Origin of the sequence: Bacillus sp. EB106-08-02-XG196 (assembly GCF_013396335.1) — a bacterium.
Lineage (GTDB): Bacteria > Bacillota > Bacilli > Bacillales > Cytobacillaceae > Neobacillus.
Map to the genome: position 1 here is coordinate 257864 of NZ_JABWSY010000001.1, position 21248 is coordinate 279111.

Genomic DNA, 21248 nt, shown 5'->3' on the forward strand with positions numbered 1-21248 from the left:
CTGCGAATTTCCTGCTAAACCAACAGAAAAATTTAGACTCCCAACAAACGCCGGGAGCCTAAAGTTTATCCATTATACGATATAGCGTTCAGCTTCAATCAGAACATCAGCAGCTTCACGTTTCTTACCAATCACATTGATTGGAGTATGGCGTGTAAGTTTGCGAAGGGCGGATACAAGCATACGAAGTGTATCTCCTTGTTCAGTTGCAACTAACGTTTCTTTAGCATGCTGTTCGATTTCGTTAAAAGCTTCTTGACAGAAGATTTGTGTATAAAGAAGCTTTTGTTTATTTTTCTCAAGACCCGTCTTCGCGATTGCCTTTTCTGTACGTAATACGACAGATTCCATTGCATAAGCATTGGAAACAATATCTGCAATATTTGATAAGATTTCTTGTTCTTTATCAAGTGCTGTACCAAATTTTTGTGCAGCTAAACCAGCAGCTAACAAGCCGATCTTCTTGGCATTGCTAACTAAATGTTTTTCTTGTGCAAGCGGCTCATCTCCTGGCTCTTCAGGCATTAACATCATGATTTCTTCTTGAAGCGCCATGGCTTTTTGGAATAATGGGAGTTCTCCTTTGAAAGCCTTTTTAATATAGGTTCCAGGTACGAGCAAACGGTTAATTTCATTCGTACCTTCGAAAATCCGGTTAATACGGGAATCACGGTACGCTCTTTCAATTGTATACTCCTGCATAAAGCCGTATCCACCATGAATTTGGACACCCTCGTCTACAACGTAATCTAATACTTCACTGGCAAAGAATTTATTAACAGAACATTCAATTGCATATTCAGCAATCGAATTAGCTACTAATTTAATGTCCTTCTGCTCTTCCGTTGTAAGCTTTCCTTGGTTATCTTCATAAAGTCCAATCGTACGGTAGACAGAGCTCTCTGCAGCATAGATTTTAGAGGCCATTGTACCGAACTTTTCTTTTGTTAAATTAAATTGAGAAATAGCTGTGTTAAATTGCTTACGGCCATTTGCATATTTAACGGCTAATTCAAATGCATTTTTAGAACCGCCAACACCGCCAACAGCTAATTTATAGCGCCCGATATTTAGGATATTAAACGCAATGACGTGCCCTTTTCCATATTCACCGAGTAAGTTTTCTACAGGAACCGATACATCTTCTAAAATAAGAGTACGAGTGGAAGAGCTCTTAATCCCCATTTTCTTCTCTTCAGCTCCAGTTGAAACTCCAGGGAAATCCCGTTCAACAATGAATGCTGTAAAATGTTCACCATCAATTTTTGTATAGACAACAAATACGTCAGCAAAACCAGCATTGGTAATCCATTGCTTTTCGCCGTTAAGAATGTAATGAGTACCTGCTGCATTCAATTTTGCTGTTGTTCTTGCACCAAGAGCATCAGAACCTGAACCTGGCTCAGTTAAAGCGTAAGCGGCAATTTTTTCACCTGAAGCAAGGGCAGGTAAATATTTCTTCTTTTGCTCTTCGTTTCCAAATAAAACGATCGGCAGTGAGCCGATACCAACATGGGCACCATAGGATAGCGAGAAGCCGCCAGCTTTTGACATTTTTTCAGTTACAAGGGAAGAAGTTACTTTATCTAATCCTAAGCCTTCATACTCTTCCGGAACATCTGCTGCTAGCAGTCCAAGGTCACCCGCTTGCTTTAGAAGTTTAACTGTGCGGTCAAATTCATGGTTTTCAAGATGTTCTAACTGTGGGAGAACTTCTTTTTCGATGAAGTCTTCTGCTGTTTTGGCAATCATTAATTGTTCTTCGTTGAAATCTTCTGGCGTTAAAATACGGTCGTAGGAAATATCGTCGATTAAAAAGCTTCCGCCTTTAATAATTTTTTCAGTTTGTTGTGTCATTATATTTTCCTCCTAATCTTTTATAAAAGTTCAAAAACCCCAGCTGCGCCCATTCCGCCGCCTATACACATGGTTACTACTCCGAATTGTTGATTGCGGCGCTTTAATTCATGAATTAGGGTTAAGGTTAGTTTTGCACCTGTACAACCAAGTGGATGGCCTAGGGCAATCGCACCGCCATTTACATTTACCTTTTCTTCGTCTAGTCCAAGCTCGCGAATAACTTGTAGAGATTGAGAAGCAAAAGCTTCGTTCAATTCGAATAGATTGATATCGGATAATTCTAAGCCAGCTAGCTTAACCGCCTTTGGTACCGCAACAACTGGACCAACTCCCATAATTTCCGGCGGTACGCCGCCTACTGCAAAGGATCTGAACTTTGCTAATGGCTTTAATCCAAGCGCTTCTGCTTTTTCACGGTCCATAATCATTAAAGCCGCTGCACCATCACTTGTTTGCGATGCATTACCGGCCGTAACCGAACCTGTTACGGAGAAGGCAGGTCGAAGTTTGGCTAATGATTGCAGGTTAGTATCAGGACGAACTCCTTCATCCTGAGAAAACTGAATCGTTCTTTCTACCAACTTATTGTCATTACCTACAGTACGCTGGGTAACCTCTACTGGGACGATTTCGTCTACGAATTTTCCTTCCTGAATTGCCTTTGCAGCTTTTTGATGACTGCGGACGGCAAATGCATCTTGATCCTCCCGAGAAATACCATATTTCTTGGCTACTTCTTCGGCTGTATGACCCATTCCCATATAATACTCTGGAGCAGTTTCTGCCAATTTCACATTCGGACGAACCACATGCCCCATCATGGGAATTAGACTCATGGATTCTGCCCCGCCAGCAATTGCCGTATCGGTATGGCCGAGCATAATTCCTTGTGCTGCATACGCAATCGCCTGCAGACCAGATGAACAAAAACGATTAATTGTGATGGCTGGTACTGTATGCGGCAGACCTGCTAAGGCACCAATATTACGAGCCATGTTATTCCCCTGCTCAGCTTCAGGCATGGCACACCCAATGATTAAATCATCGATATTTCCTTCATAATTTCCTGCACGTCTTAATGTTTCTTTTACAACCAATGCTCCCAAATCATCAGGGCGAACATGTGCAAGGGTTCCTTTCTTTGCTTTGCCTACCGGGGTCCGAGCTCCGGCTACGATTACCGCTTCTCTCATTTTGTTCCCTCTCTTTCCTTGTATATTAGCAATCTATATGTCTAGCTTCCTGCGCCAAATGCACTTCCGCTTATTTATTTAATTACGAAGTGGTTTTCCTTTAACTAACATGTGCTGCATACGCTGTTGTGTTTTTTGTTCTCTTATTAAGCTTAAGAACGCTTCTTTTTCTAAATCCAATAAATATTGCTCATCTACTTCTGTTCCAAATGGAACTTTTCCGCCAGCAAGCACATAGGCAACTTTTTTGGCAATCTTCAAATCATGCTCTGAAATATATCCAGATAAGAACATTGCTTGTGCTCCAAGTAACAGTGTAGCGTAGCCTGTTTCACCCACTACCGGTACCTTTTTGCGTGCCTTTTGTACATAACCCTGCTCATGTAAGGCGAGAACAGCCTGCTTGGCATCGTACAATTGATGATCTCCATTGACACTAATGCCATCAGATAATCCTAAGAAATTATTTTCACGCGCTTCCGCACCAGAGGTTGATACTTTTGCCATAGCGATGGTTTCAAACACTTTATTGGCAACAGCTTGAAGGTCAAACGGAACACCATTTGGCATACCTTCTAAATGCTTAATATAAAGCTCTTTATTACCGCCGCCGCCAGGAATTAAGCCTACACCGACTTCAACCAGCCCCATATACGTTTCAGCAGATGCTTGAATATGTGCGGCAGGTAAACAAACTTCTGCTCCCCCTCCAAGGGTCATCGCAAAAGGTGCTGCGACAACTGGTTTTGCACTGTACTTAATCTTCATCATCGCATTTTGGAATTGGCGGATCACCATATCAAGCTCATAGATATTGTCATCCTGTGCTTCCATTAACATCATCGCAAGGTTCGCACCAACACAGAAGTTCTTACCTTGATTTCCAATGACAAGTCCTTTGTAATTCTTCTCAACTTCATCAACTGCAAAGTTAATCATTTGGATAATATCAAGACCAATCGCATTACTTTGGGAGTGGAATTCTAAGAGCGCTACTCCATCACCTATGTCAATTAAGCTTGCTCCGCCATTCTTTTTAATAACGCCTTTTTGCTTTTTCAATTTCTTTAAATCAATTGCTTTTGGATTACTTTCAACTAGACGGTATTCACCATTGTTGTAAAAGAATCGTTCGCCATTCTCTTCTAAGTAGAACGATGTATGTCCTTTATCAAGCATATCTGTTACCCACGCAGGGATTTCTTGACCATCCTTCTTCAACTTCTCTAAAGACTTCTCTAAACCAATGGCATCCCATGTTTCAAACGGACCCATTTCCCAGCCGAAGCCCCATTTCATGGCACGATCAATATCAACAATTGTCTCCGCAATCTCGCCTAAGAGCTGTGCTGAGTATACAAGAACCGGACTAAAGATGTTCCATAATAGCTCCCCAGCACGGTCCTCGGCGTATACAAGCGCTTTCAATTTATTTGCAGTTCCTTTTTCCTGCTTACTTAATTCTGTTGCTGTTGTTTTCAGCTTTTGACGTGGAATATATTCTAATGTAGCAGGGTCTAGTTCAAGAATCTCTTTACCTTTTTTCTGGAAGAAACCTTGACCGGACTTGCTTCCCAGCCAGCCTTTTTCAAGCATGGTTTTCATGAATGCAGGAACTTCAAATACTTCCTTTTCTTTTCCTGATACTTTTTCATAAACATTACCGGCAACATGCGGGAACGTATCTAAGCCGACTACATCGAGCGTACGGAAGGTTGCACTAGAAGGACGACCGACTAATGGTCCTGTTACAGAATCAACTTCCCCAACACTATAACCGCCCTTTAACATTTCTTGTACAGTGATAAGGAGGCCATAGGTTCCAATTCGGTTTGCAATAAAGTTTGGAGTGTCTTTCGCAAGAACAACACCTTTTCCTAATACATCTTCACCAAAGTTTTTCATGAATGAAATGACTTCCGGGCTAGTATATTGAGTAGGAATCACTTCAAGTAATTTTAAGTATCTTGGCGGGTTAAAGAAGTGGGTACCAAGGAAATGCTTTTGGAAATCCTCTGATCTTCCTTCTGCCATCGCTTCAACCGAGATTCCAGATGTGTTTGAGCTGATAATGCTGCCTGGTTTCCGATATTGGTCAACCTTTTCAAAGACCTGTTTCTTTACATTGAGATTTTCAACGACAACCTCGATTACCCAATCCACATCTTTTAATTTAACTAGGTCATCTTCAAGGTTACCTGCTTCAATAAGTGCCAAATTCTTTTTTACAGCTAGCGGCGCAGGTTTTTGTTTCAATAATTTTTGAATCGATTGGCTGCTGATTCGATTACGGACTTGTTTATGTTCGAGCGTAAGCCCTTTTGCCTTTTCATCGTCGTTTAACTCCCGAGGTACAATATCCAATAATAATGTTGGTATACCGATATTTGCTAGGTGAGCTGCAATCCCTGATCCCATTACTCCTGATCCTAGAACAGCTGCTTTTTTAATAAGTTGGTTCAACATTGTCTCCCCCTCATAGGTTTTGAATGAATATTCATTCATTTTTTTGTCAAAAAAAATTCACAAATGTATGAGTTCTGCTACTTATTACTATAGAATATTTCAAAAATTTGCGCAATAAATAAACGCGGAAAAAATTAATTTTTTTTTGAAAATGTTTTATCTTATAAAAAAGTGGAATTGGGCACCCTAAACCTGAGGTGATGAAGTATGGGAAAAATGAAGAAAGACCCATCTAAAAAAGGCGTAAGCGCCGCTAGCGTTCAAGGAAACGCTGGTCCTGGCGGAGAACAAGCCGATAAAAACAAAGTTAACAGCCAAAATAATCAATATAAAAGGTAATTCCAAACACAGTAAAATCAATATTCAGCTTTATCACAGCAAAAAAAATAGAACCAGAGGCTCTTTTGCCTTTGGCTCTATTTTTTTGCTGCATTACGATGCTGCTCGTTTAGTTCCTTAATTTCATTAATGATTGTTTTCATTTCTTCCTTCGCATCTGGGTATAGTTCATTCCAGTGCTTCGCTAAGGCCGGCATTGATTTAGCAATATGTGTATACAGTGCCCATGCCTTTACCTTTTCCATCGTTTCCTCATTAGACTCGCCAACAAGCAGTTCACTATATTTTTCAAGTAACGCTTTGAATTGCTCCGCAAATATTTTCTCCATCATAACACACTCCATCCTTAGCTATATGCGTACAAGGACATGTTTTACAGCGTTTCGATCCAAGTTGATAGGTAAAACAACATGTTTTTCTTATCCTTATCTCATCTTGATTATTCTTTTCGGAATAATACTTCTGTATTGGATTTAGGTGGTATCTGCCAAACAGCCTGCCCTCTGCCTCGATAATTAAGAAATTAAAGTCATCCTGTACGTTGGGATTATTGCTATCCCTTAATTCTGTCTCATAAAGCCAGAACAGGTAAACTGCAATATTTTCCCATAGGACGAGTTTGGAAACCTTAAATGTTTTTTCAAAATGCTCAATGATCGGGTAAATATTTTCCGCAAAAAGTTCATGGAAGACATTTTCCCTCCATTTATGACGGTCAATGCCATTCCATGTCTCGATGGCTGCATCTTTTAATGAAATCGTTGGCAGCCAGTCCTTCCCATGTTCAGCTTCTTCCAGTTCAATATTGTCTAAAGACAGATTCATCTTTTTATTACTGGTCGTCATGGCAAAAAGAGAGATAACTGCTATAAATGCATACCTTTTTATAAAAATGGAGGCTGCTGTCTTTTCTGAAGGAGCACCAATGGAATAAGCTAATTTTTTCATGAATTCTTTTGCATAGGCTTTATCCAATAAACTTCCGACCTTAAATGACTTTCCTGTATTTGGCCTGAGTCTATATTTCTGTAAGCAGACAAGGTCATTTTCTATAAGAACATTATCCATTGGACACAGCCGCCTTTGGAAGGATACATCTGCCTTTTCCATAGGGAATACAAAGCGGGGTCCCAAATAATGGATCCATAGTAACCTCACAATCCATGCCAAAAACATTTTTAACAAGGCTACAGTTGATGACGTACTCCGGCTTCCCTTGTGCATAAACCTTCTGATCCTTCAAGGCAACAATATTATGTGCATAGCGGCAGGCTAGATTAAGGTCATGAAGTACCATAACAACCGTCCGTTTTTTCTTCTCATTTAGTTCAAAAAGAAGGTCAAGGATTTCAATTTGATGTGTCATATCCAGGTACGTTGTCGGTTCATCTAAAAGAATAACATCCGTATCCTGTGCCAAGGTCATGGCAATCCAAGCACGCTGCCTTTGACCGCCTGAAAGTGAATCCACTGTTCGTTCTTTCAAATCCTCTAACCTTGTAGCTTTTAGGGCATCATTAACCTTTTTCTCATCTTCCTCTGACCATTGTTTTAACCAGGATTGATGAGGATAACGACCCTGTTTGACAAGCTGAAGCACCGTCAGACCTTCAGGAGCAGCCGGTGATTGTGGAAGAATCGCCATTCTTTTTGCCACTTCTTTTGTGGAAAGCTTGGCAATCGCTGTCCCATCCAAAATAACAGCACCGGATTTTGGCTTCAGAAGACGGGCGATTGAACGGAGAAGAGTTGACTTTCCGCATCCATTTGCACCAATAAATACGGAAATTTCACCTTTAGGAATCTTTAAATTTAAGTCATCAATGATGATCGTATCCCCATATGAAAGTGATAAATCTTTCGTTTCAATCGCATTCATCATCTACCCACTCCTTTAAAAATCAATCAATTATATGTTTATTTCGCTTATTATAAGTATATTATTAGAAACCATTTAGAGGCTGTATTAACATCCTATATAGTATTTATATTGTTTACAGTTATAAGTTTATAATTAATTGATAATGATTGTCAATGAGTATGAAAATCGTTTTCATTTACAGTTTTTTCAAATTCACAAAAAAGCCATATCCTTTCTTCGGAAATGGACTTTTTGTGAATTTATTGATTTCTTGTTTTGAATAATAAGTAAATAAAGTATGGTGCTCCGATGCTTGCTGTAAAGACACCAGCTGGAATTTCTAGTGGTGAAAATAATGTTCTGCCCACTAAATCGGCCAGCATGACCAGCATTCCTCCGAGGAGTGCTGAAACAGGTAGTAACGCTCCAAATGCAGAGCCCACTAATCTTCTCGCCATATGCGGCGCCATTAAACCAACAAAACCAATACCGCCGGCAAAAGCTACCGCACCCCCAACCAACCCGGTACTAAGCATCAATAAAATAAACCGCTGTTTTTGCACACGTCCACCAAGACCAGTTGCGACCTCATCACCAAGCTCTTGAATATTTACATTTCGTGCGTAAACAAATGCGACGATAACGAGGATGATGACCCAAGGCAGGAGGGCGCCCACATTTCTCCACGTTGAGCCGTAGACTGTGCCTGTAATCCAAATGTTGGCCTGGCTTGCCTGATAAATAGGTCCTAACACCATCATAAAGGTGGTAAGAGCTTTTGTTAAACTCATCAAGCCTATTCCAATCAGAATAAGTCTAATCGGCGAAACTCCGTTTTTCCATGCCAATCCATATACTAGAAAACCCACGACAGAAGCACCGATAAATGCAGCTAAAGGCATCCAATGAATACTAACCGTCAATACATGATTTTTATCACTGAAGATTGCCATGAAACCTACAACGGCAACCGATGCTCCACCTGTAATCCCTAAGATATCTGGGGAGGCCAAGGGATTTCGGATCATACCCTGCAGGATCCCCCCCGCTACAGCCAATGCAATCCCTGCCATTAAGCCAACGATAATTCTTGGTAATCGGAACGAGTGAATAACAAGCTTATCCATTTCAGTTCCGCCACCAAAAAATACCTTGATGACATTTAATGGGGTGATTTTCATTTCTCCTAATCCAGTACTAACAACAAAAATTCCAGCCGTACAGAGCAGCAGTGCGATAATAACGAAAAATGCCTTTTTATCAATTAAATAAGATATATTTCCTTTTTTGTTTCTAAAAATTTTATATTTACTCATCGCCCATTGAACCCCTTTCTAGCTATGTATATGAAAAACGGGGTTCCAATAATGGCAGTCATAACTCCGACAGGTATTTCCTGCGGCATTAAAATGTATCTAGATAACGTATCTGCAGCCAGCAGAAGCATTGCACCAAGCAGCCCAGAAAAAGGGATTACCCAGCGGTGGTCAATCCCTACAATGGAACGGGTAAGATGAGGAATTACAATGCCAATAAAGCCTATTGGTCCTGCAACAGCAACTGCTCCGCCCGACAAAAGGATGACAACGAGACCAATCACAATTTTTAAAATAGCCGTGTTAACCCCTAGACCTTTGGCAACATCCTCACCCATTGATAGGACATTCATTTTAGAAGCAATAATCAACGAAACAATCCATCCGCCAACCAAATAAGGAAGGACAGCTAGTAAATTTTCCAGACTTCTACCTGCTACTGAACCAGCAAGCCAAAATAACACCTGCTCTAATGCAGCTTCATTTAATACGAGTATCCCCTGTGTAAAAGAAGCAAAAAATGCCGTCATTGCAGCACCTGCAAGAGTGAGCTTCATAGGAGTCAACCCTTCTCTCCCAACTCCTCCAATAGCATAGACACTTATTGCAGCTATAGCAGCCCCAGTAAATGAGATCCAGGTAAATAGTTGAAGACTTGCTACACTAAATACCGTTACAGCTACTACAACCGCCACCCCTGCCCCGGCATTTATCCCAAATATGTCTGGTGATGCAAGCGGGTTTTTTGTAACCGTCTGCATGAGGACACCTGAAATCGCTAAACTGGCACCAACCGCTGCCGCAATAAATGCTCGTGGTATTCGAACGTGTTGGATCACGATATGTTCATTTGTACCATTGAAATTGGTAAGAGAATCAATAGCCATTTTCCAGGTGGTATCCGTATAACCGTAGACAATACTTACGGACATTAAAAAAAGTAATAAAATGATTGCAATAAAAAGTCCTGCCCACTTTTGTCTTGTGTGTTTAAGCAGCATAACCTAGTTCTCCTCTAACCTATTTATTTAGATGAATTTTACATATATGTATGTATCCGCTTTTTCATGTATCAGTCTATTGGAATAGTGGAAAACTGTCAATGAGTTGAAAACCATTTTCATTTGTTAAGATTAGGAGTCACAAACTTGCCACTGATTTTGATAATCATTTTCATTTTGGTGATTGACACCTATTTAAAAACGTTTTATGATAGGTTTGTAAATGAAAATGATTATCATTAACAACAAAATTATTTGGGGGTACATAGGATGAAAGGGTTCAAAAATTTATTTGCAATTATTTCAATAATTGCTCTCTTCCTGCTTGCTGCTTGTGGAAACACGGAAGAGAAACCAACTGAAGAAAAAGATACTGCAAAGAAGACAGAAGATACCAGCTACACCGTAGAACATGCAATGGGGTCTACTACTTTAGAAAAAACTCCGGAGAAAATCGTTATTCTAACAAACGAAGGTACCGAAGCTTTACTTGCACTAGGGGTAAAACCAGTTGGTGCAGTTCAATCTTGGCTTGGTGATCCATGGTATGATCATATTAAAGAGGACATGGATGGAGTTGAAGTTGTTGGTGTTGAAAGTGAAGTTAATTTAGAGAAAATTGCCACGCTGAAGCCTGACTTAATTATCGGAAACAAGCTCCGTCAAGAAGCAGTGTACAGTCAATTAAGTGCAATTGCGCCAACTATTTTTTCCGAAACTCTTAGAGGAGATTGGAAAGATAACTTTTCACTATACGCTAAAGCTCTAAACATGGAAGACAAAGGTAATGAAGTACTCGCTGATTTTGATGCACATGTAGAAGACTTAAAAGGAAAACTTGGAGATAAAGTAAATCAAGAAGTTTCTGTTGTCCGTTTTATGGCGGGTAAGTCTCGTATCTATTACACAGACTCATTCTCTGGAATCATCTTTAATCAACTAGGTTTCAAACGTGCCGCACATCAAGCAGAGTTTTTCCCTGATGCTAAATTAGGTAATCTTGCGAAAGATGTTGGAACAGAAGCTATTCCGAAAATGGATGGAGACATTATTTTCTACTTTACTTATGCTCCAAAAGGTGACACAGTTGCCCTTGATACAGCCAAGGAATATACAAATAATCCGCTGTGGAATAATTTAAATGCAGTAAAAAATGGAAATGTCCATGAGGTAAGTGATGCTACTTGGAATACAGCTGGCGGCGTTCTAGCAGCCAATATCATGCTTGATGACCTTGAAAAAATCATGCTAAAAAAGTAATACCTTCCTTAAATAAATAATTCCAAAGAAAAAAGCGAGGTTGCCATGACCTCGCTTTTTTCTTTGTCTCTTTATGCGCTTGTAGAAAACATGTACTTTTTATAGTGGTAACGAATCGAGAAAATTAATCCCAACCCCAGCATATTCCCCATTAACGAACTTCCGCCATAGCTGATAAACGGCAATGGAATACCCGTAATTGGCAGGACTCCTATCGTCATCCCAATATTTTGGAAGACATGGAAGGTAATCATACTGATGACTCCGACACAAATGTATGTGTAAAAGTTATTCTTTGTTTCCATACCAACCTTGGTAATATGATAAATCAACAAGAAAAATAAACTAACGAGCACACTTGCACCAATAAAACCATACTCTTCGCCGACAACACTAAAGATAAAATCAGTATGGCTTTCAGGCAAATACACTTCTCTATTCCCGTATCCCTTACCACCCGTTTGTCCCGAGCCAATAGCTAGAAGTGATCGTGTCAACTGGTATCCTGCTGAGCTTTGAAAGTTATAGGGATCCAGCCAGGAATAGATACGGCTAAATTGATACTGCTTAACACCTAAATATTTTTCAAGAATCTCTGGCTTTATCAATACAAAATAAAAAATGACCGAAATAAGTGCCGTTCCAATTGAGAATATTGGTACTAGTAATTTCCATGTGATGCCGGAAATAAAAATCATTCCTAAAAGGATCGCTAAAAATACGAGCGAAGTCCCTAAGTCTTGCTTAATAATAAGTATTAAGGGAACCATTGTGACGACACCAAGCTTTATTAGCAGCCAAAAATCAGTAGCAATCGTTTTAACTGGGTTCTTTTGGTGATGATCCTCAATTACTTTTGCTAACGCTAAAATAATAAAGATTTTGACAAACTCAGAAGGCTGGAGTGAACCAATCCCAGGTACCTTAAACCAGTTCTTTGCACCATTGATCACCGGGGCAATGCTTTCTGGCGCTATGATTAAAAGAACAAGTAGAAATATTCCTACTCCGTAAGCATACCAAGTTAATTTTTTTAACTGGTCGGAGTCGAGCCTAATAACGGCGGCAATAATTCCACACCCAATTCCATAAAAGATAATTTGCTTTACAAGGAAGTTACTGTCATATTGACCGCTTGCTTGCGCACTATAAATCGATGCACAGCTAGCCAGAAATAATAAAATTAAGATAAAAACAAGACTATAATCAAGTTTTGAAGTTGTATTTTTAGATGTTGTCATCATTCACACTCCTTTATGTCACAGCCTCAAAAAGGAACTTGTACATTATCTCATTATATTTTTTTAGAGTATAAAGCACAACTTATAAAGCGTGAATGGGTTAATTTACATATGCAAAAAGGTGGAAGCTCCTATTGTTAGGCGCTTCCATTCGTGAAATATTTACTTTTAATATCATCTGCCATCCAATGTAAATTATTAGGTACCTGTGGAATTCCGTAGCCGATATAAAGCGGAGTGGTGACAAACCTGGGGACAATTTTAACATAAATTCTTCTATTATAATGGTGAAAGAAAAGATTATAACTGCTCGCTTTAAATGGGAAGTTATTTAGAATATAATGGACCGTCTTTTGAAGATGGACCCCAAAGGTTTCATTGTAGCTGGAATCATCCATATCGATATTAAACTCATAAAAGCCTACCTTTGGCTTTGTCGATAAAGTCAACCTGACCCCGCTTATTTCCTCTATAACAATACCCTCAAACACTTCCTCCGTTATATTTTCCTTATAGTTAATATCATGTAACCCAATTATTTGCATATGAGGATGTGCTATGGTCCCCCCTGACAATGGTCCATAGTTTTTAAATAAAATTACGGATTCATATTTTCCCGTTCTATCTAATTCAAGCCAATTTCTCAAGGCAAATTGGAGCAATTTATGTAGATATGGAAGTTCATAGGTAGATAATTCGCCATGACAATCATCTGTTTCAATTAATACCGTTTGGTAGGCATTCTCTAAAACAGGATATTTATTTTTCAAAAGAATGATAGGTCCATCTACTTCAATTAGATCTGTTAACTCCTCGCGCGCACAAAAAGGGCATGCCTGCTGTTTATTTCTTATACTTTCTGGTTTCTTAACTCCGATGGAAGTATCAAAATGTAGATGGCAATTTTTCAAGTTTCCAGCTCCTCTCCAAAGTACTTATCTCTATTTTATGGGAGATTCCGCTCCTTTTGCACTATTTTTGACTTGGTAATATATAAAAATTTTATTGGCTATTTGTTGGTATTCATGCATATCTTTACAATGTACAGGCTTTTGCTGCAGAAAGAGAGGATGGCTATGTTAAGTAAATTAGAAGCATTCATATTAGGGATTATCCAAGGGTTAACTGAATTTTTACCAATTAGCAGTACGGGACATTTATATTTAGGCCGGAATTTATTCGGGTTACAGGAAGCCGGTCTATTACTTGATACGATGCTGCATGTTGGTACCTTACTGGCTGTTTTTGTCTTCTATAAGGATGAGTTTGTGAAGATTATTAAAAATCCCTTTAGCAAGCTTACCTTCCTGTTAATCGTTGGAACCATTCCAGCTGTTGTGATTGGCTTACTTTTTAAGGATTACTTTGAGGAGATTTCGAAGACTGGAGTTACCATTGGATGGGAGTTTTTAGTTACTGGGGTGTTTCTTTGGATTGCCGATTCAGCAAAAAATGGCTATAAAAAGATGGATGATATTAGTTATACCGATGCTCTGATCATTGGATCCTTTCAAGCGGCTGCAATATTCCCTGCGATCTCACGCTCCGGGTTTACGATTGTGGCTGCCTTATGGAGAAAGTTAGACCGTGAAACAGCTGCCTATTTCTCCTTTCTGTTATCTACACCTGCCATTGCTGGAGCAGTTGTTCTTCAATCATTGGATTTATTCGGCGGTGCCGGAGAAGAAATCTCACTATCTGCGTTGATTGTTGGTATCCTATCCTCTGCCCTTTTCGGATATTTTGCAGTAAAGTGGATGATTGGATATCTAAAGAAACATTCATTAAAACCGTTTGCTATTTATGTCTGGGCTCTAGGCTTTGCGGTGTTATTTTTCCAGTTTACAGGGAAATTCTAGGTGGAAATTACCTTTGAAAACCTCTGGAGTGACCCAACTATTTTTTCTTCTCACCTTTCGGTCACTCCAGACCCTCTGGAATGACCCAACTATCTTTTCTTCTCACCTTTCGGTCACTCCAGACCCTCTGGAGTGACCCAACTATCTTTTCTTCTCACCTTTCGGTCACTCCAGACCCTCTGGAATGACCCAACTATCTTTTCTTCTCACCTTTCTGTCACTCCAGACCCCCTGGAGTGACCCAACTACCTTTTCTTCTCACCTTTCGGTCACTCCAGACCCTCTGGAGTGACCCAACTATCTTTTCTTCTCACCTTTCGGTCACTCCAGACTCCATATAGTGATCAGTTAGCCTTTTTTCACTCAATACTATTTATTAAAAAATGCGGCTCGATTTCTCGAGTCGCATTTTTGTTGTATTAAACGGTAACTGTTTCTTTCGCCATTTCTTTTGCTGCCTCGATGACTTGTTCTTTGGCCTTTGCCATAATTTCAGGTACCTGTTTCGGGAAGTGGTCCATTCCTTCAGCGAATACTGTTGGCATTACTTCCATTCCTAAGAATCCAAGTACTTTCGTTAAGAACCGATCGCCGAATTCAAAGTCAACCATTGGACCCGTTGAGTAAATTCCGCCGCGTGTTTGAATATGGAGGGCTTTTCGATTTGTAAGTAATCCTTTTGCACCTTCATGCGTATTAACAAAGGTCTTGTTCACGATAAATAAATTATCAAGGAATGCTTTTAAAATAGCAGGTGAGCCAAAGTTCCAAATTGGTGTAACAAATACATAATAATCAGCTGCAATAAAGCGGTCTGCTAATGCATGCATGGCTGTAATTTGTTTTTGTTCAGCCTCTGTAAGTTCATCAAACTTTTTGCCCATGAAGGATAATTTAGCGCGGGCATATAACAAATCCATGTCAATTTGCGGGATATCCATATCATATAAATGCATATGTTCAATTTCTACTTCAGGCTTTTGTTTTCTAAACTCTTCAAGAAAAGCCTCGCCAAGCTGCATCCCTTTCGAAAGCTTTATATCATTTTTTGGGTTTACAGTAATATAAAGAAGTTTAGACATCTGATCCCCATCCCTTTTATTAATAATTTTTTCTCTATCCATATAGTACAACAAACTTCTTTGTTCACCGATGAACAATCAGTGAAGTTTATGAAGAAATTGTGAAATTTTTCGATTATCAGTGAACAAAACGTGATAATTCTAAATAAAACTAAATGAAACTTAACAAAACTAAACAATAATCACAGTTGGCATTGTATAATATTTCTATATTTAAAAGGTAATTAAATGGGGGGAAATACGGATGGAAGGAAAAGCATATACACCTGATGAGGTAGCTCAACTATTCCAAATCTCAAAACATACGGTTTATGAACTGATTAAGCGCGGTGAATTACAAGCATTTAAAGTCGGAAACAAAATGAGAATCGAGCATTCTGAGATCGAGAGATACAAGGAATGCACAAAAGCACCTGCTAAAAAAACACAGGCAGATCAGCCAGATACACATTCCGCTTTTCCAATAAGGCTATCAGGAAGCCATGACTTCCTAGTAGAGCATTTTGTTAAACAAACATCTAAAGATCTAAATCTGCAAATTCAGCCAACCTACATAGGCAGCCTTGAAGGGTTAATGATGCTATATCGTGGTCAATCCGATATTGCTGCCATCCATCTATTAGACCCGGCATCACAGGAATATAATTTACCATTTATTAATCAACTCTTTGTTTACGAATCTATCTCTGTCATCCGATTTGTCTCAAGGGTGCAAGGCTTTATTGTAGCAAACGGAAACCCAAAAGGTATTGCAAACTTTCATGATCTCACGAGGAAAGATGTTCAGTTTGTTAATCGCCAGAAAGGTGCTGGGACTAGATTTCTCTTAGACTCAATGCTCTCAAGTAATAGAATTGACCCAACAAAAATAAATGGTTACTCCAATGAAGAATGGAACCACCTTTCTACCGCTTCTTATATTAGCCGGGGGATGGCGGATGTAGCTTTCGGAATTCAATCAGCAGCAAGCCATCTAGGACTTGATTTCATTCCGATTGCAAAGGAACATTTTGACCTTGTGTACCGGTTTACAAATGAAAACAAACAAAATCTTACTAACCTAATTAACTACCTGCAGTCACCTGAATTCAAAAGCAGTTTAACTGATTTAGAAGGCTATGATATCGAAGATTTAGGAACTGTCATCTATCAAACTAGTAAAATGGAGGAAACATCATGTTAAAAAATTGTTTTTTTGCTACACTATTTGTATTCATGCTTCTTTTCCTAGCAGCTTGCGGCAACAAGGTAACCGATCAAGCTGACGCAAAAGAGAAAAAGACGGAAAAAACCGAACCAACTGAATTAATCCTTGCTACTACTACAAGCACTCAGGACAGTGGCTTGTTAGATATTTTACTGCCAATCTTTGAAGAAGAAAACAATGTAAAAGTAAAAACCATTGCGGTTGGTACAGGACAAGCTTTAGAAATGGGTACAAAAGGGGAAGCAGATGTCCTTTTGGTTCATGCTCCTAAATCAGAGGAAGAACTAGTAACAAGCGGTGATGCTGTCAATCGTAAACGTGTCATGTACAATGATTTTATTTTAGTAGGACCAAAAGATAATCCGGCAAATGTAAGCGGTGAGGACATTAACACAGCCTTCAAAACAATTTCAGAGATAAAAGCTAATTTTGTCACTCGCGGCGATGACTCTGGTACACATAAAAAAGAACTAGGTATTTGGACAGCAGTAAATATCCAGCCTGCTGGCGATACTTATGTCTCGACTGGTCAAGGTATGGGTGCTTCTTTACAAATTGCTAACGAGAAAAATGGATATATTTTAACGGATCGTGCTACATGGCTAGCTCAAGAGAAAAACTTAACAAACCTACAAATCGTTGTTGAGGGCGGTAAGGACTTAATGAATATTTACCATGTTATGCAGGTTAATCCAGAAAAGCACGGCATGGTTAACAGCTCCGATGCAGAAAGATTTGTAGAATTTATGATTGATAGTGAAACTCAAGATGTAATTGAAAGCTTCGGTAAGGAAGATTACGGCCAATCTTTATTCTTTAAATATACAGAATAGGCAGCGGAAGGATGTAAGGCAGGATGGAACTAATTATTGATGGATTACGGAAAGCGATCGAGATGATTCTTACAGGCGATAAAGAGATTCTCGAAATAACGTGGCTGACTCTTAGAGTTTGCTTTATGGCCATCCTGATTAGTTCCCTGATTGGCCTGCCTCTGGGAATGCTGCTTGGACTTACACGGTTTAAAGGCAGAAAAGTAATCCTAGTGTTCATTAATATCGGCATGGGCTTACCCCCGGTTGTTGCGGGGTTATGGATTACCATGCTGCTGTGGCGCTCTGGTCCGCTGGGACATTTACAATTGCTTTATTCTCCAACGGCGATTATCATGGCACAAGTGCTAGTTTCCCTCCCTATTGTAACCGGATTAACAAGTTCAGCGTTTCAGCAAATCAATGAAAAAATGCTTTTACAAATAAAGGCACTCGGGGCCACGAAATTCCAAACGATAGCATTACTTCTAAAACAAACGAAGATTGCCATTGTGGCTGCCATCATGGCCGGCTTTGGCCGTGTTATCGCTGAGGTTGGTGCTGCAATGATGGTAGGAGGAAATATTCAAGGAGATACACGAATTTTAACCACTTCTATTGTCATGGAAGTATCAAAGGGGAACTTTGATGTTGCCCTAGCGATTTCCTTTATTTTATTAACGGTTGCTTTATTGATCACTGCAGCCTTAACACTGTTACAGCAAAGGAAGCGAGTATCATGAATCCATTAATTGAACTTAAAAACATTCGCTATCAGGCAAATTCAAAAAGTATTCTAGCCATCCCTCATTTTCAGATTCAAGATGGGGAATTCCTTGGAATTATGGGACCCAATGGTGCTGGTAAAAGTACCCTGCTTAAAGTAATGGCCATGCTTGACAGTATTAGTGGTGGCGAGATTTTATACCGCGGGCAAGCCGTTCCTAATGGAACTCCCTCACTTGAACTGCGGAGGAAATTCTCCGTCGCCTTACAGCAATCGTTACTGCTAGAAGGCTCTGTTTTTCAAAACATTGCAATTGGACTTAAGCTCAGAAAGGTTCCAAAGGCAGTTATTAAAGAAAAGGTAACTTTGTGGATGGAGCAGTTTCAAATCAGTCATTTGGCAAAAAAAAATGCTCATTTTCTTTCAGGTGGTGAGGCGCAGCGTGTAAACCTCGCAAGAGCGATGATTGTCGAGCCAGAAATACTTTTTCTTGATGAACCCTTTTCAGCATTAGATTTTCCAACAAAAATTAAATTAATGGATGACTTTAAAGGAATTATTGAAGGTTCAGGAACGACAACCGCCTTCGTTAGTCATGACCTGATGGAAATCAATTATCTAACGAATACTCTGGTGATTATTGTAAGTGGAGAAATCAAGCAGTATGGACCTACACAACGAGTCCTTGAACATCCCAATTCAGCGACTTCTCCTTTCCTAAATGAATGGAAGAAATTCTATCCCTTACACGCTGACAACCAAAAGCCGCTATCCCTAATGAGATAGCGGCTCTATTTTAATCGTCTTCCTCCGGAAACCAAAGAATGATACTTGTACCCTTGTTTTTTCTGCTTTTAACTTTAATGATCCCTTTATGCGCTTCCATTAATGCTTTTACAATTGAAAGGCCAATTCCGGCTCCGCCTGTTTTTCGATCTCGTGATTTATCGCCGCGATAAAAGCGTTCAAAGATATGCGGAATATCATCCTCTGCCATACCGGATCCCTCATCCTCGATTTTGAAACCAACATACCCCTCTTTTTCAGTTAAAATGGATATGGTTACATTCTTTCCTTCTGGCGTATATTTTAGAGCATTATTCAACACGTTGGAGAGGATTTGCATTAAACGGTCCTTGTCTGCAGGGAAAAGCAGTTCCTTTTCGGGCTCTTCGATATGAAGCTGTACACCCTTTTGTTTAAACAGTGGTAAAAACATTTCCCATAATGCTAAAAGAACATTACCTGCCTCTACCTCTACTTTTTCCAATCTAATTTGTGGATTTTCGGCTGCAAGCAGCTTCTCAAGCTCATTCACCAGCCTAACTAATCGCATGAGCTCTTCATGACTTGATTGTAATCGTGCAGGTGTTGGCTCCCATATCCCATCCTGGTAGGCCTCAATTTGACTTCTTAACGTGGCAAGCGGTGTCCGGAGTTCATGAGCTAAATCCCCAGTAAATTGTTTTCTTAACATTTCACCCTTTGCCAAGGATTCTGCTAGATTATTAAACGAAATCGCAAGCTGTTTAACCTCTGTGGGTAAACCAGTTAACGGAATCCTAATCGATAGATTATGCTGCTGCAGTTCATTTGCTGCAAAAGAAACTTTATTTAATCCAGAGGTTAGTTTTTTAGAAAATAACATACTAAATAGAATCGATAACAAGATTGTTAAACAAACAGCAGCATAAATGTATAACTGAATCGTTTGTAAAAAATTGTACTCATCATCAATTAAGCCTACAGGGTAAATTGCTTCAAGTTTACCAATCACTTTATTGTCTACTCTCAGAGTATAGGAGGAAGAATGCCACTCCTCTTCATTAGGCTCGGGTTCGGTCAACCCTAGGCTATTCAAGTAACCAACAATATTTGAGGTCCCCATTTGCAATTGACCACGGTTATCATACAAATCGAAATAAAGCTGATCGGTCATTGCATGCTCATGGAGGAAACCAAAAACCGGGTCCCTGGTAAAATGTCCATTTTTCTGATAGCCCTTTTCAATCTCATTGATGATTCTATCAATCTTCTTATCTCGGTTACGATCTAGATAATTCTTGAAACTCTCTTCAAATCCCCACTGCATAAAAAAGCTGACAAAGAGTATTCCAATCATCGAGCTAAGTAGAAGATAAAAGAGAATTTTAGACCGCAGTGTTTGAAACATCTAGTACCCCTCCAAATTTGTACCCCATCCCAAATACGGTCAGGATAAACAGCGGCTGCCTAGAATCCAACTCGATTTTTTTTCGAAGGTTTTTAATATGGGTATCGACGCTTCGCTCATAGCCCTCGTAATACATTCCTTCATCCTGGATTTTTTCGAGTAAATCCATTCGGCTGTATACTCTTCCCGGATTAAGTGCCATATTGGTAAGCAGTTTATATTCAATCGGTGTCAAAATAACATCCTGACCCTTAACCGTTACTTCTTTTTTACTGAGGTCAATTGCCAGTTTTTTATTATTGAATTCAATCCGCTCTACTTTCTCTGTTTTCTTTACTCTTCTGAGGATAGCTTGAACCCTTACCACTACTTCCCGCGGGCTAAATGGCTTTGTTAGATAATCATCCGCGCCCATAACAATTCCGTTTATGCGATCATCTTCCGCAGACTTAGCCGTCAGCATCAGAATGGGGACATCTGATTCTTTTCTTACTAAGCGGCATACCTCTTCTCCGGAGATATCCGGCAGCATTAAATCTAGTACAATTAAATCTGGATTTATTGTTTTAGCCTTTTTCAAGGCGTCTATTCCATTATCAGCACAATGAATTTCATAGCCTTCTCTTTCGAGGTAGGCTTCGAGAACTTCTAGTATTCTTTTTTCATCATCAACTAGTAATATTTTCATCGTTCTCACTCCCTTAACTATAATATATCATGTTGGGGAATGGCTTTTTTCATCTTCACAAATTCATCACAACTTCTTCATAACATCTACAATATTTCTCAATAAGATGTACCTGTAGCAATGAAAGAGTTCTTAATTCTCTAAGGTTTATACATGGTATTAA

At 39.4% G+C, this 21248-nt stretch carries 20 protein-coding genes; 7 read left to right on the forward strand and 13 right to left on the reverse strand.

Annotated elements, in window-relative coordinates; genetic code table 11:
- Nucleotides 1-72: 72 nt before the first annotated feature.
- From MLOOGBEN_RS01245 to MLOOGBEN_RS01255, 3 genes are all read right to left on the reverse strand, one after another.
- Nucleotides 73-1857, reverse strand: a complete 1785-nt coding sequence (locus MLOOGBEN_RS01245) for an acyl-CoA dehydrogenase family protein (RefSeq protein WP_179156439.1) — start codon at nt 1855-1857, stop codon at nt 73-75.
- Between the two features lie 20 nt (nt 1858-1877).
- Nucleotides 1878-3053, reverse strand: coding sequence for an acetyl-CoA C-acetyltransferase (locus MLOOGBEN_RS01250; RefSeq protein WP_179156440.1), 1176 nt, complete (start codon nt 3051-3053; stop codon nt 1878-1880).
- Between the two features lie 78 nt (nt 3054-3131).
- A complete protein-coding gene (locus MLOOGBEN_RS01255) occupies nt 3132-5519 on the reverse strand; it encodes a 3-hydroxyacyl-CoA dehydrogenase/enoyl-CoA hydratase family protein (RefSeq protein ID WP_179156441.1) in 2388 nt (795 codons plus the stop codon).
- A 207-nt stretch (nt 5520-5726) separates the two neighbouring features.
- On the opposite strand from MLOOGBEN_RS01255, the gene MLOOGBEN_RS01260 reads away from it, so the two are divergent.
- On the forward strand, nt 5727-5858 hold the full coding sequence (locus MLOOGBEN_RS01260) for a YuzL family protein (RefSeq protein ID WP_179156442.1): 132 nt from the start codon (nt 5727-5729) through the stop codon (nt 5856-5858).
- 77 nt (nt 5859-5935) lie between these two features.
- Here MLOOGBEN_RS01260 and MLOOGBEN_RS01265 read toward each other — a convergent pair whose 3' ends face one another.
- From MLOOGBEN_RS01265 to MLOOGBEN_RS01285, 5 genes are all read right to left on the reverse strand, one after another.
- Nucleotides 5936-6187 carry a DUF2573 family protein gene (locus MLOOGBEN_RS01265; protein WP_179156443.1) on the reverse strand — a complete coding sequence of 84 codons (252 nt, stop codon included), beginning with the start codon at nt 6185-6187 and terminating at the stop codon, nt 5936-5938.
- Nucleotides 6147-6926, reverse strand: a complete 780-nt coding sequence (locus tag MLOOGBEN_RS01270) for an IucA/IucC family C-terminal-domain containing protein (protein WP_179156444.1) — start codon at nt 6924-6926, stop codon at nt 6147-6149. Before MLOOGBEN_RS01270 ends, MLOOGBEN_RS01265 begins: the two co-directional genes overlap by 41 nt.
- Nucleotides 6919-7740, reverse strand: a complete 822-nt coding sequence (locus tag MLOOGBEN_RS01275) for an ABC transporter ATP-binding protein (RefSeq protein ID WP_179156445.1) — start codon at nt 7738-7740, stop codon at nt 6919-6921. Before MLOOGBEN_RS01275 ends, MLOOGBEN_RS01270 begins: the two co-directional genes overlap by 8 nt.
- A 239-nt stretch (nt 7741-7979) precedes the next feature.
- Nucleotides 7980-9035 carry a FecCD family ABC transporter permease gene (locus tag MLOOGBEN_RS01280; protein WP_179156446.1) on the reverse strand — a complete coding sequence of 352 codons (1056 nt, stop codon included), beginning with the start codon at nt 9033-9035 and terminating at the stop codon, nt 7980-7982.
- On the reverse strand, nt 9032-10036 hold the full coding sequence (locus MLOOGBEN_RS01285; protein ID WP_179156447.1) for a FecCD family ABC transporter permease: 1005 nt from the start codon (nt 10034-10036) through the stop codon (nt 9032-9034). The genes MLOOGBEN_RS01280 and MLOOGBEN_RS01285 overlap by 4 nt, the downstream gene beginning before the upstream one ends.
- 270 nt (nt 10037-10306) lie before the next feature.
- Between MLOOGBEN_RS01285 and MLOOGBEN_RS01290 the strand changes: the two genes are divergently transcribed.
- Nucleotides 10307-11296, forward strand: coding sequence for an ABC transporter substrate-binding protein (locus tag MLOOGBEN_RS01290; RefSeq protein WP_179156448.1), 990 nt, complete (start codon nt 10307-10309; stop codon nt 11294-11296).
- Between the two features lie 71 nt (nt 11297-11367).
- Here MLOOGBEN_RS01290 and MLOOGBEN_RS01295 read toward each other — a convergent pair whose 3' ends face one another.
- Both MLOOGBEN_RS01295 and MLOOGBEN_RS01300 read right to left on the reverse strand, forming a co-directional pair.
- On the reverse strand, nt 11368-12537 hold the full coding sequence (locus MLOOGBEN_RS01295; protein WP_179156449.1) for an FtsW/RodA/SpoVE family cell cycle protein: 1170 nt from the start codon (nt 12535-12537) through the stop codon (nt 11368-11370).
- Between the two features lie 137 nt (nt 12538-12674).
- Nucleotides 12675-13448 carry a DUF4931 domain-containing protein gene (locus MLOOGBEN_RS01300; RefSeq protein WP_179156450.1) on the reverse strand — a complete coding sequence of 258 codons (774 nt, stop codon included), beginning with the start codon at nt 13446-13448 and terminating at the stop codon, nt 12675-12677.
- A 165-nt stretch (nt 13449-13613) separates the two neighbouring features.
- On the opposite strand from MLOOGBEN_RS01300, the gene MLOOGBEN_RS01305 reads away from it, so the two are divergent.
- A complete protein-coding gene (locus MLOOGBEN_RS01305) occupies nt 13614-14396 on the forward strand; it encodes an undecaprenyl-diphosphate phosphatase (protein WP_179156451.1) in 783 nt (260 codons plus the stop codon).
- 419 nt (nt 14397-14815) lie between these two features.
- Here the strand turns inward: MLOOGBEN_RS01305 and MLOOGBEN_RS01310 are convergent, their stop codons facing one another.
- A complete protein-coding gene (locus tag MLOOGBEN_RS01310; protein WP_179156452.1) occupies nt 14816-15478 on the reverse strand; it encodes an FMN-dependent NADH-azoreductase in 663 nt (220 codons plus the stop codon).
- A 244-nt stretch (nt 15479-15722) separates the two neighbouring features.
- Between MLOOGBEN_RS01310 and MLOOGBEN_RS01315 the strand changes: the two genes are divergently transcribed.
- The 4 genes from MLOOGBEN_RS01315 to MLOOGBEN_RS01330 are packed head-to-tail and all read left to right on the forward strand — an operon-like array spanning nt 15723 to nt 19010.
- Nucleotides 15723-16661 carry a substrate-binding domain-containing protein gene (locus MLOOGBEN_RS01315; protein ID WP_179156453.1) on the forward strand — a complete coding sequence of 313 codons (939 nt, stop codon included), beginning with the start codon at nt 15723-15725 and terminating at the stop codon, nt 16659-16661.
- Nucleotides 16655-17518, forward strand: a complete 864-nt coding sequence (locus MLOOGBEN_RS01320) for an ABC transporter substrate-binding protein (RefSeq protein WP_179156454.1) — start codon at nt 16655-16657, stop codon at nt 17516-17518. The genes MLOOGBEN_RS01315 and MLOOGBEN_RS01320 overlap by 7 nt, the downstream gene beginning before the upstream one ends.
- Before the next feature lie 23 nt (nt 17519-17541).
- On the forward strand, nt 17542-18240 hold the full coding sequence (locus MLOOGBEN_RS01325; RefSeq protein ID WP_179156455.1) for an ABC transporter permease: 699 nt from the start codon (nt 17542-17544) through the stop codon (nt 18238-18240).
- Nucleotides 18237-19010: an ABC transporter ATP-binding protein gene (locus tag MLOOGBEN_RS01330; protein ID WP_179156456.1), complete on the forward strand. Its 774-nt coding sequence runs from the start codon at nt 18237-18239 to the stop codon at nt 19008-19010. Before MLOOGBEN_RS01325 ends, MLOOGBEN_RS01330 begins: the two co-directional genes overlap by 4 nt.
- 10 nt (nt 19011-19020) lie before the next feature.
- On the opposite strand, the gene MLOOGBEN_RS01335 is transcribed toward MLOOGBEN_RS01330, so the two are convergent.
- Together MLOOGBEN_RS01335 and MLOOGBEN_RS01340 are read right to left on the reverse strand one after the other, a co-directional pair.
- Complete coding sequence (locus MLOOGBEN_RS01335) at nt 19021-20397, reverse strand: HAMP domain-containing sensor histidine kinase (RefSeq protein ID WP_179156457.1); 1377 nt, start codon at nt 20395-20397, stop codon at nt 19021-19023.
- Nucleotides 20375-21085 (reverse strand): response regulator transcription factor, encoded by a 711-nt coding sequence (locus MLOOGBEN_RS01340; protein WP_179156458.1) that lies wholly within the window; start codon nt 21083-21085, stop codon nt 20375-20377. The genes MLOOGBEN_RS01335 and MLOOGBEN_RS01340 overlap by 23 nt, the downstream gene beginning before the upstream one ends.
- Nucleotides 21086-21248: the final 163 nt, after the last annotated feature.